This window comes from Streptomyces sp. NBC_01306 (assembly GCF_026340465.1).
Lineage (GTDB): Bacteria > Actinomycetota > Actinomycetes > Streptomycetales > Streptomycetaceae > Streptomyces.
The window spans coordinates 6,641,092-6,655,353 of sequence record NZ_JAPEPC010000001.1 but is presented as its reverse complement, the minus strand read 5'-3'; the positions used below and the strand labels follow the sequence as shown (position 1 = coordinate 6,655,353).

At 69.2% G+C, this 14,262-nt stretch carries 10 protein-coding genes; 1 reads left to right on the top strand and 9 read right to left on the bottom strand.

Annotation, left to right across the window (positions count from 1 at the left end; translation table 11 throughout):
* Position 1 precedes the first annotated feature (1 nt).
* Entirely contained in the window at positions 2–1,144 is a 1,143-nt protein-coding gene (locus OG385_RS29425; protein ID WP_266859237.1) for an acyl-CoA dehydrogenase family protein, read from the bottom strand.
* 417 nt (positions 1,145–1,561) lie between these two features.
* On the opposite strand from OG385_RS29425, the gene OG385_RS29420 reads away from it, so the two are divergent.
* Positions 1,562–3,100 carry a class I adenylate-forming enzyme family protein gene (locus tag OG385_RS29420; protein WP_266859235.1) on the top strand — a complete coding sequence of 513 codons (1,539 nt, stop codon included), beginning with the start codon at positions 1,562–1,564 and terminating at the stop codon, positions 3,098–3,100.
* 181 nt (positions 3,101–3,281) lie between these two features.
* Here the strand turns inward: OG385_RS29420 and OG385_RS29415 are convergent, their stop codons facing one another.
* From OG385_RS29415 to OG385_RS29380, 8 genes are all read right to left on the bottom strand, one after another.
* Positions 3,282–4,343, bottom strand: coding sequence for an SMP-30/gluconolactonase/LRE family protein (locus tag OG385_RS29415; protein ID WP_266859233.1), 1,062 nt, complete (start codon positions 4,341–4,343; stop codon positions 3,282–3,284).
* 76 nt (positions 4,344–4,419) lie between these two features.
* The gene (locus OG385_RS29410) at positions 4,420–6,000 is read right to left on the bottom strand and encodes an AMP-binding protein (protein WP_266859231.1); all 1,581 of its coding nucleotides are present in this window, start codon (positions 5,998–6,000) and stop codon (positions 4,420–4,422) included.
* A gap of 22 nt (positions 6,001–6,022) precedes the next feature.
* Complete coding sequence (locus tag OG385_RS29405) at positions 6,023–6,901, bottom strand: cyclase family protein (RefSeq protein WP_266859229.1); 879 nt, start codon at positions 6,899–6,901, stop codon at positions 6,023–6,025.
* Positions 6,902–7,210: 309 nt separating this feature from the next.
* Positions 7,211–7,954, bottom strand: coding sequence for a FadR/GntR family transcriptional regulator (locus OG385_RS29400; protein WP_266859228.1), 744 nt, complete (start codon positions 7,952–7,954; stop codon positions 7,211–7,213).
* A gap of 175 nt (positions 7,955–8,129) precedes the next feature.
* Positions 8,130–10,550 (bottom strand): SpoIIE family protein phosphatase, encoded by a 2,421-nt coding sequence (locus OG385_RS29395; protein WP_266859226.1) that lies wholly within the window; start codon positions 10,548–10,550, stop codon positions 8,130–8,132.
* A gap of 138 nt (positions 10,551–10,688) precedes the next feature.
* Complete coding sequence (locus OG385_RS29390) at positions 10,689–11,738, bottom strand: protein kinase family protein (protein ID WP_266859224.1); 1,050 nt, start codon at positions 11,736–11,738, stop codon at positions 10,689–10,691.
* 20 nt (positions 11,739–11,758) lie between these two features.
* Positions 11,759–13,042 carry an ATP-grasp domain-containing protein gene (locus OG385_RS29385; protein WP_266859222.1) on the bottom strand — a complete coding sequence of 428 codons (1,284 nt, stop codon included), beginning with the start codon at positions 13,040–13,042 and terminating at the stop codon, positions 11,759–11,761.
* Positions 13,039–14,259, bottom strand: coding sequence for an MFS transporter (locus OG385_RS29380; protein WP_266859221.1), 1,221 nt, complete (start codon positions 14,257–14,259; stop codon positions 13,039–13,041). The genes OG385_RS29385 and OG385_RS29380 overlap by 4 nt, the downstream gene beginning before the upstream one ends.
* Between the last annotated feature and the right edge of the window lie 3 nt (positions 14,260–14,262).

Genomic DNA, 14,262 nt, shown 5'->3' with positions numbered 1-14,262 from the left:
TCTATTCCTTCGGCAGCTTCAGGATCAGGCGGCTGATCAGGTTGAGCTGGACTTCGTAGCTCCCTGCGGCGATGCCGGCGCCGAGCGAGTTGCGGAACTGCGCATCGCCGGGCGACTTCTCGACCAGGGCTTCGCTTCCCATGACATCGAGCGCGAGGTCGCCGACCGCACGCTCGGCCTGGACCATCGCCGCGCGGGCCTGGTAGGCCAGCGGCGAGGGTTCCTTCGCCTTGGCCCGCTCGTCGATGACTCGGTAGACAAGGACACGAGCAGCCTCACAGAGCGCTCGCGCATCGCCGAACTGCTCCTGTACGCCGGGATCCGTGAGCAGGCCGGCCGTTCGGCACCAGTCGGCGAGCCCGTCGAGAACAAGAGCCGCACGCGCGTAACGCGGGGCGCCGACGCGCTCGTAGGCGAGTGTCCGGCGGACGATGTCCCAGCCCTTGTTCTCCTCGCCGAGCAGGCAGTTCCTGGGAATCCTGACGTCCGTGAGGAACAGTTCGTTGAACGAGTGGTCCCCGACGAACCCGTCGATGCGCCTGACTTCGACGCCCGGCGTCTTCAGCGGCAGCAGGAAGACGGAGATCCCGTTCCGGCCGTCCGACACGGAACCGGTGCGCGCCAGGAGGAAGCAGTAGTCGGCCGCGTTCGCATACGACGTCCAGATCTTCTGGCCGTTGAGGACGTAGTCCTCACCGTCGCGGTCCGCGCGGGTCCGCAGGGACGCCAGGTCGGTACCCGCCTCCGGCTCGGAGAAGCCCTGGCACCAGAAGACTTCGCCCCGGGTGATCGGCGGCAGGAGCTCCTTCTTCTGTTCCTCCGTGCCGTACTTGATGATCGAGGGGCCGACCCAGTTCACATTCATGTACTGCGGGCCGCGGGGCTCCCCCCGCTTCCACATCTCCTCGCCGAGCACGAAGTGCTGCCACGCCCCCTGGCCACCGCCGCCGTACTCCGGCGGCCAGTGCGGGGTGAGCCACCCCTTGGCCGCCAGGGTGTGCACGAAGCCTCTTGAGAAGTCGGTGTACACCGCGCTGCCGAGACCGTGCTCGGAGCGGTTCCATCCGTCGGCCAGTTCTTGGTCAAGAAAGCCGACGAGGTCGCTCCGAAACGCCGTGTCGGCCTCACTCAAAGCGAATTCCATCAGTCCCTCCCCGTGTTCGGTCGTGCGCCTCCCGCGCTGCACCTTGAGGAGCGAGCGCATCCCGTGGTGCCACGTCGGTCGCTCCCATCCGAGGAGCAAGGCGCTCTAGAGAAAAGAGTACACTTTATTGGGCCAGCGGCAAGGCCTCTCGCACGACCGAAGGCGGGGCGTCGCAGCTTCGGCCCGCTCGGCCCGGTGATCGGCAGTGCCACGTCAGCACGCAGGACTTACGGCGAGGGATCGATCGACCCACCAGGGGCCCGGAGGCGGTCCCGACACGCGCACGCCGGGAGTCCGGAGCCGAGCGCGAACTGACCAATCAATGTAAGAAGATGGCACTCAATTGCCGTTTTAGCCGATAGCCTGGCGGAAACTCTCGCGCTGACTGCGCCGGCTGACGACCAAGGGAGCAACTCCGTGGCTGATGTACTGACACTGCCGAACTGGCTGCGCACGATCGGCGCCGGGCCGCACGGGGCCCATGGACGAGCGCTGCGTGACGACTCCGGCGAACTGACATTTACCGAGCTGGTCGGGGCGATGGATGCCGTTGCCCTGGGGCTGCGGCGCGCCGGCCTGCACCCCGGCGACCGGGTCGTGACGGCCATGGAGCCGTCGATACCGCACACGGTGGTCATCCTCGGCGCCATGGCCGCCGGCCTGGTGGCCGCACCGCTCAACGACCGCCTGACCGGGCCGGAAGCACGCTCCTACCTCGCCACACTCCGCCCGAGTGCCGTGATCGCGGACCCCGCCCATACGTCCCTGGCTCATGAGACGGGCTGCCGGGTCATCGAGCTGCCGGCCGCCGCCGACCGGATGCCCATCGCGGACCGGACCGCCCCGCTGGCGGCCCACGGCGAGCCTCTCGCACCCCCGGCCGAGGACGCCCCGGCCGTCATCTTCGCGACCGGCGGCACGACCGGAACGCCGAAGGGCGTGTTCCACACCCATCGCAGCCTGTGGCTCTGGCTCAACACCTGCGCACACGGGAACCCGCGAACGGTCACCGATATCGAGCTGTTCTTCTCCCCGTTCTTCCACATCACGCTGGGCACGAACCTGTTGGCCCCCCTGCTCGCGGGTGGGGAGGTCTGGATCCAGCGGCGGTTCGACGCCGGTTCCGCGCTCGCTGCCATCGACCGTGGCGCCAGCCGTCTGATGGGTGCGCCGACGATGTTCGCCGCGCTGCGCGGACACCCCGACTTCGCCACCACCCGCCGCGAGAACGTCACGGCGATCCGTTTCGGGTCGGCCCCGTCCACGGACGACTTCGTACGCGGTCTGCTGCGTGACTTCCCCAACGCCAGGATTCGTGCCGGATTCGGCGCCACCGAATTCGGCTCGGTCATGGGATTCGACCACGAAGACCTGCTGGCCGGCCGGTTCACCGGTGTGGGCAGGCCGCTCCCCGGCGCGGTCGTCCGGATCCTCGACGGGGACGGCCGCGAGGTCCCCGCAGGTGTCGTCGGCGACCTCGTGGTCGCCTGCCCCTGGCAGGCCCACGGGTACTACGGAATGCCGGAGGAGACCGAGGAGACGTTCCGGGCCGATGGCGTGCACATCGGTGACCGTGCCTCACGGACGGAGGACGGCTGGGTGTTCATCGCCGGGCGTACGAAGGAGGTGATCATCAGCGGTGGTGAGAACGTCTACCCACGGGAGGTGGAGGAAGTGATTCTCCGTCACCCGCTGGTGGCCGACGCCGTGGTGTACGGCCTGCCCGACGGGCACTGGGGGGAGCGCGTCGAAGCCGGCATCGTGGCCGTCCAGGACAAGACGGTTGATCTGGAGGAGCTGCGCAGCTTCTGCCGGGCGGATTTGGCCGGATACAAGATCCCCAAGAACCTGCGCCTGCTCGACGCGATCCCACTCACCCCGAACAGCAAGCCCGATCGCCGGCGTGTGCGCGCGGAAGCGCTGGCCGAAACCGCGGGCCACGGCGCTGAGGGATAACGCGTCGCCCCGCCCGTACCCGTACATCGTCGAACGGCGGCATCGCTTCCCGGGCCGGACACTGCAACAGTGTCCGGCCCGGGAAGCGATGCCGCCGTCGGCTCATGCGGAAGCGTCCATCCGGCGTCGGCCGGCTACGTGTTCACCGTCGCCGGCCGCGCAGGCATGGTGTGCGGAGCTCTCAGGCGCCTCCGCCGTTGGACTGCGGGATCCCCGGTGCGAGCGCACGGAACTTATAGATGTAGCCGCCGTTGTCGCCGCCCACGGTGATGTACCCGTGGGTGGTGCCCGGCTTGATGACCAGGTTGCTGACGAGGAGTTCCGGCTTCGGCTTCTGCGGAATGGCGATCGTGGCGATCAGGTCTCCGGTCCGGTTCCACACGAGGATCTTCCCGGCGCCGAGCACCACCTGGTACACGTTGCCCGCGGAGTCGACGGTGTTGGAGTCGAAGCCGGCGGTGCCGACATTGGCGGACATCCCGACTCCGCCTCCGGTGAAGCTCTTCCCGTCGGGCGCCAGAGTGAAGTAGTTCTCCCGGCCGAGGTTGTACTCGCCCACCCACAGGCCGGAGAAGTCCGGGGTGAACGAGATGCCGTTGGGATCGGACAGGCCGTCCTGCAGGACGATCGGGTTGCTGCCGTCGGCGTCGAGACGTACGACCCGGCCGTCGGGCTTCTTCAGCGAGCCCTGGTAGTCGGTGATGTACATGTCCCCCGCCTTGTTGAAGGCGATGTCGTCGGGCACCATCGACCGGCCGTCCACCGGACCCGAGAAGACAGTGGTGAAGCCGGTGCCGTCGGGGTTGAGCCGGTCGATCTTCCCGTGGTCGTAGTCGGTGACGTAGATCTTCCCGTCGGCCGGGCTGAACTGCAGGGACGAGAACCGGCTCGTGGCGTCGGTGTAGAGAGGCTTGACGGCCTTCGTCCGCAGGTCGTACCGGAGGATCTTGGGCTTTCCCGCAGGTGCGGTGAAGTCGACGAAGTACAGCTGCCCGTCGGGTCCGAGGGCAGGCCCCTCCAGCACGGTCGCGTGCCCGAACGCCGACGGCGGGTCCAGAGGCGCCACCCTGGCATCCTGAGTCGCCCGGATGACCCGCGGCTGTGGCGTCCCCCGCCCCGCGTCCGAGGTGGCGACGGCACCCCGGCCGCCGGTCGTACTCGCAGCAGCCGTGGCCACCGAACCGCCGGCGACCAGGGCCACCAAGGCGGCCGCGAACGCGAGCGATTTCCTGGTCTTGATCATGACTCTCCTGATTCACTGCTCTTGATCATGTTCTTCCGGCCCGCGGCCCAGCTGCGGGATCCCGGATGCCGTCACGTCACTGGCAGGGGGCTTGATCGGTCGCGGCATGAGCGGACCGCTGCCGCAACAGGTTCTTCTGGATCTTTCCCGTCGACGTCTTGGGCAGCTCGCCGAAGACCACTTGGCGTGGTGCCTTGAACCCCGCGATCCTGGCCCGCACGAAGGTGACGAGTTCTGCTTCCGTGACCGACGCGTTGGCACGGAGCTTGACGTACGCGATCGGAACCTCACCCCATTTCGGGTGCGGCGTGCCGACGACCGCGGCCTCGACCACCGCTGGGTGCTCCGCGAGCGCGCTCTCCACTTCGACGCAGGTGATGTTCTCGCCGCCGGAGATGATGACGTCCTTGGCCCGGTCACGCAGCTCGACATAGCCGTCCGGATGCATGACGCCCAGGTCGCCCGAGCGGAACCAGCCATCGGTGGTCGCCGCGGCCGCGGTCGCTTCGTCGTCGCGGTAGTAGCCGAGCATCACGTCGTTGCCGCGCAGCACGATCTCGCCGAGGGTGTTGGCATCAGCCGGCACATCGGCACCGTCGGAATCGACCACCCGCAGCGGTTCGGCGATGATGTTGGCGATGCCCTGTCGTGCCATCAGCGGTGCGCGCTGTTCGGCCGGCAGATCCCGCCACTCGGGCTGCGGGTCACACACGACGGCCGGCCCGAACGTCTCGGTGAGTCCGTAGAGATGACGGATCCCGATGCCGAGCGCGCTCATCCTGGCAAGCAGTGCGGGCCACGGCGGCGCACCCCCGACGAACACCTGTACCGGGTGGGAGACCGGTGCTGCCGCGGCGGGGTCCTCGGCCAGCATGGCCAGCACGGTGGGTGCGGCACAGAAGTGGGTGACACCGCTCTCGCGGATGGCATGCCAGATGTCCGACGGGTTCACCTTGCGCAGGCAGTGGTGCACCGCCCCGGCCGCGGTCACCGCCCACGGGAAGCACCAGCCGTTCGTGTGGAACATCGGCAGCGTCCACAGATATCGCGCCGATGTGTCCAACTTGGCGTGGTAGGCCATCGCCAGCGCCTGGAGATAGGCACCACGGTGGTGGTACATCACTCCCTTCGGCCGGCCGGTCGTACCGCTGGTGTAGTTGATCGAGAGCAGGGATCTCTCGTCGGTGACCGCCACCGCCCTCGGGGTGGCGGCCGCCAGCGAGGACTCGTACTCGTCCTGCGGGCGCCCTGAGTTGATCACTGCCGGCCGGATCTCGCTGTGCTTCAGCGCCTCGGTCAGCAGGTCACGGCATGCGGCGTCCACGATCACCACGCCAGGGGCGCTGTGGTCGAGGATGTAGGCGATCTCGGCGGGCGCCAGCCTGGTGTTGAGCGCCACGAGGACCGCGCCGGCCAGGGGCACTCCGTAGTGCGCCTCCAGCAGCACATGGGTGTTGGGGGCCAGTACCGCGACCCGGTCCCCCGGCCGCACTCCGTGCCCGTCCAGCACGCCGGCCAGCGCCTGTGCCCGTTGCCAGAGCTCGGCATAGGAGTACCGCATGTCACCGTCGACGACCGCGAGGCGGTCGGCGAACACTTTGGCGGCGCGCGCGGCGAACGCCACCGGAGTCAGCTCGGAGAAGACCATCCCGTGCATGTTGACGCGCCTCCCCGCCCGGTTACGCCACGGCGATCGGCCGGAGCGGCGACCCTGTGCCGCCGCGGATGGTCAGCGGAAGGCCCACGAAGAGGAAGCTGGAGACCGCGTCGGCCGCCAGGCCCTCGCAGTTGACCCACTCCATGATGTGGATGCCCTGCTCATGGAGCAGGTACAGATGCACCGGGAGCTGGTTCCCGGGCACCGTCGACGGCCTCACTTCGAAGGACATGGTGTCCGCGCCCACATAACCGGCGCCCTGCGACACGAGCCACTGCGCTCCGTCCAGTGCCACACCACTGCCGTCGCCGTGCTTGCGGACCAGGTCGATGTCGGGCCAGAACTTCATCTGCCCCGTCCGCACCAGCACGATGTCCCCGGCCTGGATCGTCACCTCGGCAGCGTCCGCGGCCTGCCGCAGATGCTGCTCACCGATCGCGAAGTGGGGCGGCAGTACATCGAGGCCGAGCGCTCGGGGGACGTCCAGCAGAACGCCTCTTCCGATGATGGGAGCCAACTCGGAGGCGTCCCCGCGTTCGGCGCCGTAGTCGCCCAGCGCCTCATTCGCCGACACGCCCCCGTGCCATTCGTCGTTCTCCCCGCACGTCACATGGCAGAGCGCGTCGATATGGGTCCCGGTGTGCAGGCTGCCCGACATGAGCTCGGACACATAGCCCATCTGGACCTGGTTCTCATCGGGGTTGTCGAACGGGAACCGCTGCGACGCCCGCTGGCCCTGCGGCGAGCTGTAGGTGAGGACCTCGAAACGCGGATAGCCGTCAAAGGTGGGCATGTGCCGCCACCAGCCCGAGGACAGGTCGTACACCGCGCCCCTGGTGGGAACGCCGAGGTTGCGGAGAAGGTCGTCTGCCTGGTGGTGCGGCCCGGTCTGCGAGTTCATGAGGACGTCCCTTTCGCGAGTGCTGGTTCATCCGCGGCATCGCGACGTGGCCGGCCGCACACCGATCGACCCCATCGCCGATCCCGCTGTCCGCACCGGAGCCCACGACACAACTGCGCTCCGCGTATCCCGTTCTGCTCAGCTTCAGTTCAGTGTACTCATTACTCGAACAAGGTCTAGCCCGGCAGTGGATCAGACGTAAGTTGCCTAGCCGGGAGCATGACGTGAGCACAACCCCTCCCCCTCGCCGATAAAGAGTGCACTTTTTATACGACGAGGGTCTTCGGGCGGTTCCCAGGGGACTTGTGGCTACGACTCGTTCTTCAGGAGCTCCGCCACGGCTTGCAAGTGCCGCCGCATCCGGTGTTGCGCGAGCGGAGCGTCGCCCGCCACGATCGCCGCGACCATCGCCCTGTGCGCCTGGTGGGACTTGACCGCGGCATCGCGGCTGCCCTCGTCCGGCTGGTCGCCGGACTCCCATTCGTCCTGCACCATGTCCTGGTCGAGCTGGGCCAGCACCTCGACGAAGAGGGTGATCGCCGGATTGCCCGCCAACTCGGCGATCACACTGTGGAGGTTCCGCGCGTGCCCGAGTGTCACACCGCGGTCGATCAGCTCCTGCTCGGTCGCCAGCGCGTCCGTCAGGCGGGCGATTCCGGACTCTGTCAGGTTCTCGATCGCCGTGGTGACACCTGCGAGTTCGAGGGCCATCCGCGCCTCGAACAGCTGGCGCCGGCTGACGGCCGCGTGCCGGAGATAGACCCGCGCGGCATCGCGGACGATGCCGGGATCCGGTTCGGTGACGACGAGGCCACCACCCGGACCACGACGCATACGCGCCATCTGGTGATGCTCGATGAGCCGCACGGCTTCGCGGAACACGGCGCGGCTCACGCCGTAGCGTTCGATCAGTTCCCGTTCGGATCCGAGGACCGACCCGGTGCGCCAGCCCTCCTTCACGATGTCCTTCTCGATCAGCCCCGCCACAGTCTCGGCGAGTCGCCGGCTCCCGCGCCCGGCAGGTGCGGCGTCGCTCTTCGGGTCACCCGTCATGGAGAAGATCTGCCCTGTCTGAGAATCATTGCCTTGGCAACACCGCAGTGCATAGAGAGCACTCTTTCTGCGGCCCATTATAGTTGACCTGGGACAAAGCCCGTGTGGATCTGCGGGATGTGACCAAATAAGGTCCCTCATCCTCACCGGGCTCATCTGTAGGCAACCCAGTGGTTCAGTGTGCGGCGGCGTCCGCGGGCAGCGGCTGTTCGCACCAGATCGTCTTCCCTTCGTGGGAGTGGCGTGTGCCCCAGCGCTGAGTGAGCTGAGCGACCAGGAGCAGACCGCGGCCCCCCTCGTCGGAGAGCAGGGCCCGTCGCATATGGGGGGTGGTGCTGCTGCTGTCGGACACTTCACAGATGAGCGACTGGTCCCGGATCAGCCGGAGTTCGATGGGCACCCGACCGTAACGGATGGCGTTGGTGACCAGTTCACTGACGACCAGTTCGATGACGAAGGCCTCATCGTCCAGTCCCCACTCGTTCAGCTGACGGGTGGCCCAGGAACGGGCCGAGGTCACGAACGCGGGGTCGGCCGGCACCGGAAGTACCGCGACACGGTCCGCGGCGAGGGCTCGCGTCCGGGCGATCAGGAGGGCTACGTCGTCGGCCGGGCGGGCCGGGAGCAGGTCCTTGAGCACGCTGTCGCACAACTCGTCCAGCGAGGGCGTGCGTTGGGCGAGCACGCGGCCCAGCAGGCGGAGCCCGTCGTCGGTGCCGTTCTCGTGGGAGTTGATCAGGCCGTCCGAGAAGAGGGCCAGCAGGCTGCCTTCGGCGAGGTCGACCTCGGCGGATTCGAAGGGCTGGCTGCCGAGTCCCAGTGCGGCTCCCAGGGGCAGTTCGAGGTATTCCACCGTGCCGTCGGGCGCGATCACGGCCGGCGGAGGGTGCCCGGCGCGGGCGATGCAGCAGGTGTGGGAGACGGGATCGTAGACGGCGTAGACACAGGTGGCCGCGAGCCCGGCGGCAGCGTCGGGGGTGCGGCCCTCGGTGGCGAGGCGGGTGACCACGTCGTCCAGGTGGGTGAGCAGTTCGTCCGGGGGCAGGTCGACGTCGGCGAGGGTGCGTACCGCGGTGCGGAGGCGGCCCATGGTGGCGGCCGCGGCGATGCCGTGGCCCACGACGTCGCCGACGACCAGGGCGACGCGGGCGCCGGACAGCGGGATGACGTCGAACCAATCGCCGCCGACGCCGGACTGGCTGCCTGCGGGGAGGTAGCGCCAGGCCGTGTCGACCGCGGTCTGCGGGGGCAGCCGGTGCGGGAGAAGGCTTCGCTGGAGTGTGAGGGCGGCGGTGCGCTCACGCTGGAAGCGCCGTGCGTTGTCCAGGCAGACGGCGGCCCGCGCCACGAGTTCTTCCGCCAGGCGGCGGTCGTCGTCCGTGAAAGGTTCTCCGGAGCGCCGGAGCAGGACGGTGATGCCGAGGACGGTCCCCCGCGCACGCACGGGGACGACCATGACCGACTGGAAGCGGTGCCGGCGGAAGCTGTCGGCACGCACCGGGTCCTGCGCCAGCCATGAGACGGCGGCGCGGTCCGTCATCCGGTGGATGACGGACTCTCCGGTGGCCATACAGCGGACGGGTGGTGAGTCCGCCGGGTAGAAGCCCACGTCTCCCACCTGGTGCAGCGCTTCCGGGGATCCCTCGTGTACGGACCGGTTCGCGGCCCGGCGCAGTTCCACCCCGGCGGTGAAAGGCGTGGGTTCCTCGCCCTGGAGCAGGGTCTCCAGCAGGTCGACGTTGGCCCAGTCGGCGATCCCGGGGACTGCGACGTCGGCCAGTTCCTGAGCCGTGCGCATGACGTCCAGGGTGCTGCCGATGCGGGTACTGGCCTGATTGAGCAGGGCCCGTGTCTGACGGGCCCGGTGCTGCTCGGTGATGTCGGTGGCTGTCGCACAGATGCCGAGAACGGCTCCGTGCCGGTCATGGAGGGGGAAGGCGGAGGCGGTGTAGATGCGGTCCTGGCCGGGGTGGGCGGGCACGTGGGCGTGGAGCTCGGTGTCAGGGACCGGTTCACCGGTCTCGATCGCCCGGCGCAGGCGGTTCTCCCAGTCCTGTACGTCGGGGCCGGAGAACGACTCGGAGGGGCGTTTGCCCCGCCGGTCACCCTCCGGCTCTCCGGTCAGACGGGACATGGCGGCGTTCTGCTGCCTGCACCGCAGGTCCCGGCCGTAGACCGTCAGCGCGAACGGTGATCCCGCGAACACCCAGTCGAGCAGGGGCCGTTCCTCCTCCGCGGGGTGCGGCGGCCCGGGGAGGGCCAGCAGCAGGACCCACTGCCGGCGTGCGCCGTGGCCGGCGAACCGGTGGCCGGAGGCGGTCAGGGTCAGCCGGCCGCCGTCCTGCCGCTGCGCCGTGATCTCACCCGCCCAGTCGTTGCGGTCCGCGGGGAATGTCCAGAAGCGGGGAGCCGTGGCCGGATCGAGGAAGCGCGCCATCGGCCCTCCGACGGCCTCGGTGTCGGCGTAACCGAGCAGATGCCGGGCACCCGGGCTCCATCCCGTGACGACACCCTGTTCGTCAACCGTGATCACGGCCCACTGGGACGGGTGTCCTCCGGCCTGTCCCTGCTCCGGAACGGCGTCGTCGATGTTCATACGCCCCGTCTCATGGCTGGAGGCTGCCGACGGCATCGGATGGCTCCCCTGCGCCTGCCGTGTCCAGGATGCGCCGCCGCAGGGTCCGCTTCAACTCCGCGGCTTCGTGTACCGGCCACCCTCTCGGGGCATGGGCTCTCAGCAGACGCGTGAATCGAGGATCCGGCGGATCGCCTCCACCGGGTACGGAATGTCCCGGCTCTCGTCCTGAAGCCTGCCGTAGAAGTCCGTCACGACCGCCGACAGCGGCGCATGGCGGGTGAGGACCGCCGTCACCTCTGGCGGGCCCGCCGGGGGACGTTCCCCTGCGGCACACGCGCGTATCATGGCCTCCCGCTCCGGCCGCGCGCACCCGTACACGCCACTGACCAGCCAGTTCACCAGGTAACTGAGGGTGTAGGCGCGGTCGTACGTCCGGTGCCTGTCGAAGAAGTCCGCCTCGCCGGGCGACAGGTCGAACCGGGACGAGAGAGCCAGGCCGTAATCCGCGAAGTAGAGGCGACGGCCGTCGGTCAGGATGTTCTCGAAGTGGGCATCGAAGTGCAGGAGCCCGCGGTCGTTCATGAAGGAGGTGCCGGCCACCAGCTCCTTCTCGACCAGGGAACAGGCCCGGCCGGCGGTCTCGTCACCGGCCCGCACCTGCTCGGAGAGCCACGCGTGCAGCGTCTGTGGGATGTACTCCAGAAACAGCAGCAGGCTCGCCGGGGCCTGCTCAAGGGCCTCGATACGGGCGCGCACCTCCGGCCCGCCTCCCCAATAGGCCACGGCCCGCTCCACGTCGGCGAGTTCCTCCGGAAGGGCCGGGGCCGCGCCCGGCAGTACGCGCCAGTGATACATCAGCGGGAAGCCCTGGTACTGCCCTGCGAGCACCCAGTTGGTGGTCATGGTGTGAGCGGCGAGCTCGCGCCAGGCCCCGAAACCCGGCCCACCGATGCCGTACTGGCAGAAGGCAGGCAGACCGAAGATGTTTGCCGTGGAGCGGACGTGATCCGGACGGAGTTCCCGCTCAGTCAGCGGCACCCGCTTCACGAAGACCGGTGTACCGGCGACTTCCAGCAGTGCCGAGCTTCCGCCGATGCCGGAGCCGAGCGGCGCGGCGGCGGCCACGCGTTCGCTCAGTCGCCGGTCACTGTGCAGGGCCAGAGACGTGGAAACGGTGCTGTACCCGGCCGGACGGGCACCGGGCACCGTGCAGGGCTCCGTGCCCCTCACCACTGGGTCACCATCTCCACCGTGATCGCCTCCATGGCCTCGGCCGCCACCTTGTTGACCTCCGCCGCGGTGGCTCCGCGGAGCATGATCTGTCCGATGCGGCCCATGTTGTCGTACGGGCCGCCCACTTCGTCACCCGGCATCTTCGACATGGCCGTCGCGATCACGTGGTCGCCGCAGGGGAGCGCGCTGGTCCACCGGAGAACTCCGGCCCCCGGAGCGGTGATGAACCGGATGGCGGCGGCCGCGCGGCGCCGAGGTGCGACATCCGGCCGCCGGCCCAGCACCGTCTGGAGGCAGGCACGCGCCTCGTCGATGCCGAGCGCTTCCCTGACCAGCCGCATGATGTGGTCACCCGGCGGCCGCGCGCCCACCTCGATGACCTTGGGCGCTCCCCCGCTGCTGACCTTCACCTCGGTGTGGGCGACGCCGTTGCGGAGCCCCAGCGCCTGGATCGCGGCGGTGGCCGCCGCGTACAGCGCCGCGCCGACGGCGGGTGCGGTGTCCGCGGGCACTGTGTGGCCCAGTTCGGCGCGGCTCGTCCCTCCGGTGGTGAGCTTCTCGGTGATCGTCAGATGGTGGATCTCGCCGTCGAAGATGACGGACTCGACGCTGAACTCGTCGCCGTCCACGTGCTCCTGGGCCAGCAGCGTGATGTCGAGGGCCAGACCGTGCGAGGTCTTGTGGGTCTGCGACTGGGCCAGCCGGGCGGCTTCGGGGAGTTCCGCGGCCGAGCGTACGACCGAGACCCCGATGGATGCCGCGTTCTCCGCCGGTTTGACGACGAGGGGGAAGCCGAGACCGCTCTCCGCCACGCGCCGGGCCAGTTCCCCGGGGTCCCGGGCCACGACGGTGCGCGGGGCGGGAACCCCGTGGGCGGCGAACACCTCGGCCATGAGGCGCTTGTTGCGGCAGGCGTCGGCGAGTTCCGGGCGATGGCCGGGGAGCCCCAGCCGGTCCGCGAGGCGGGTGGCCAGCGGCGAGAGGAATTCCCAGCAGGCCACGATCCCGTCGATACCCGTCTCCCGGCAGAAACGGGCGAGGTCGTCGAGAGCGGTCTGCGGATCGGCGAAGTCGGTGAAGACGGTGCCGCTGATCTTCGCCTTCAACTCGGGCCGGTAGGAACGGAACACGTCCTCGTGGGTGGCGACATGCGCCTCGACGCCGAGCTCCGCCGCCGCGGTCAGTATGTCCTCGCCCGCGGATACGTCGGCCTCTATCAGCAGCACCTTCTGCACGGTGGGGTCCCCTTCGAGGAGGTCGGTGAGGTGAGTGCTCACTGCGCCGTTCTGCGGCGCAGGACCGGAGCGAGCGAGAGCTGGCCCGCCGCCGCGACAAGGCACAGGCACGCGCTGGTCAGCCAGAGCGTCGTCGGGCCGACGAGCAGCAGCCGGGTGCCCGCGACCGGCGCCAGCAGGAAGCCCGTACCCCAGGCCATCCCGATCAACCCGTTGTATCTCCCACGGAGATGAGGCGGTGCCAGGTCGGCGACGACGGACGCGGTCATCGCGAAGACCAGGATCTCCCCCAGCGTCCACACCCCGATGGCGAGCCCGTACAGGGGGGTCGTGGAGGCGAACACCATCACGGTCGTACCGACGGCGGCGACGCCGAAGCCGGTGGCGAGCACCCGGCTCTTGTCGAAGGCCCCGAGCCGGTGGCCGATCAGGGGTTGCGCGGCGATGACCACCAGCCCGTTGACCGCCATGACCGTGCCGTACGCGGTACTGGACAGGCCCTCGCCCCGCATCGCCAGGGGCAGCGTGGCGAAAGCCTGCTGGAAGACGGTCGCGTAGACCACGATGATGCCGGCGAAGGCCAGCATCGCGCGGTCGCGCACGGGGGTGAGGAATCCGCCGGGGCTGTGCTCGCCGGCGGGTGGCTGGGTCTCGGGGACGGCGAGCCACACCAGTACGGCGAAGACCGAGCAGGCTCCGGCGTCCAGCCAGAAGATCAACTGGTAGCCGTGGGAGGCGAGGTAGCCGCCCAGCACCATCGCCATCGAGAACCCGAGATTGACCGACCACAGCAGCAGACCGAAGGCACGGGTGCGGTCGGCGGTGGGGACGGTGTCCGCGACGAGGGCCTGGGCGGCGGGGCGGAAGAAGTCGATGGTGATGCCGAGCACGAAGCAGGCCGGGACGAGCACGCCGAGGCTGTGGGCGTGTCCGAGCGTCAGGAGCGTCGCGCCGTTCGCCAGCATGCCGCCGCTCAGGGCCACCCGGCGGCCGAAGCGGTCGGCGATGAACCCGCCGAGCGGCTGCGAGATGACCGACCCCAGGCCGGCCGTGGCGAGGATGAGCCCGGTGGTGCCGATCGGGACTCCGCGGATCCCGGTCAGATAGAGGCTGAGGAACGGATTGACCATGGAGCCGAGCCGGTTGACCAGGGTCCCGCCCCACAGCACCCAGAAAGCCCCGGGCAGCCCGCCCGCGCGGACCCGTACGAAGGTGCGCAGCCGGCTCTCCGATTGCTCGGCGGGGCGGGTCGCTGGCATGTC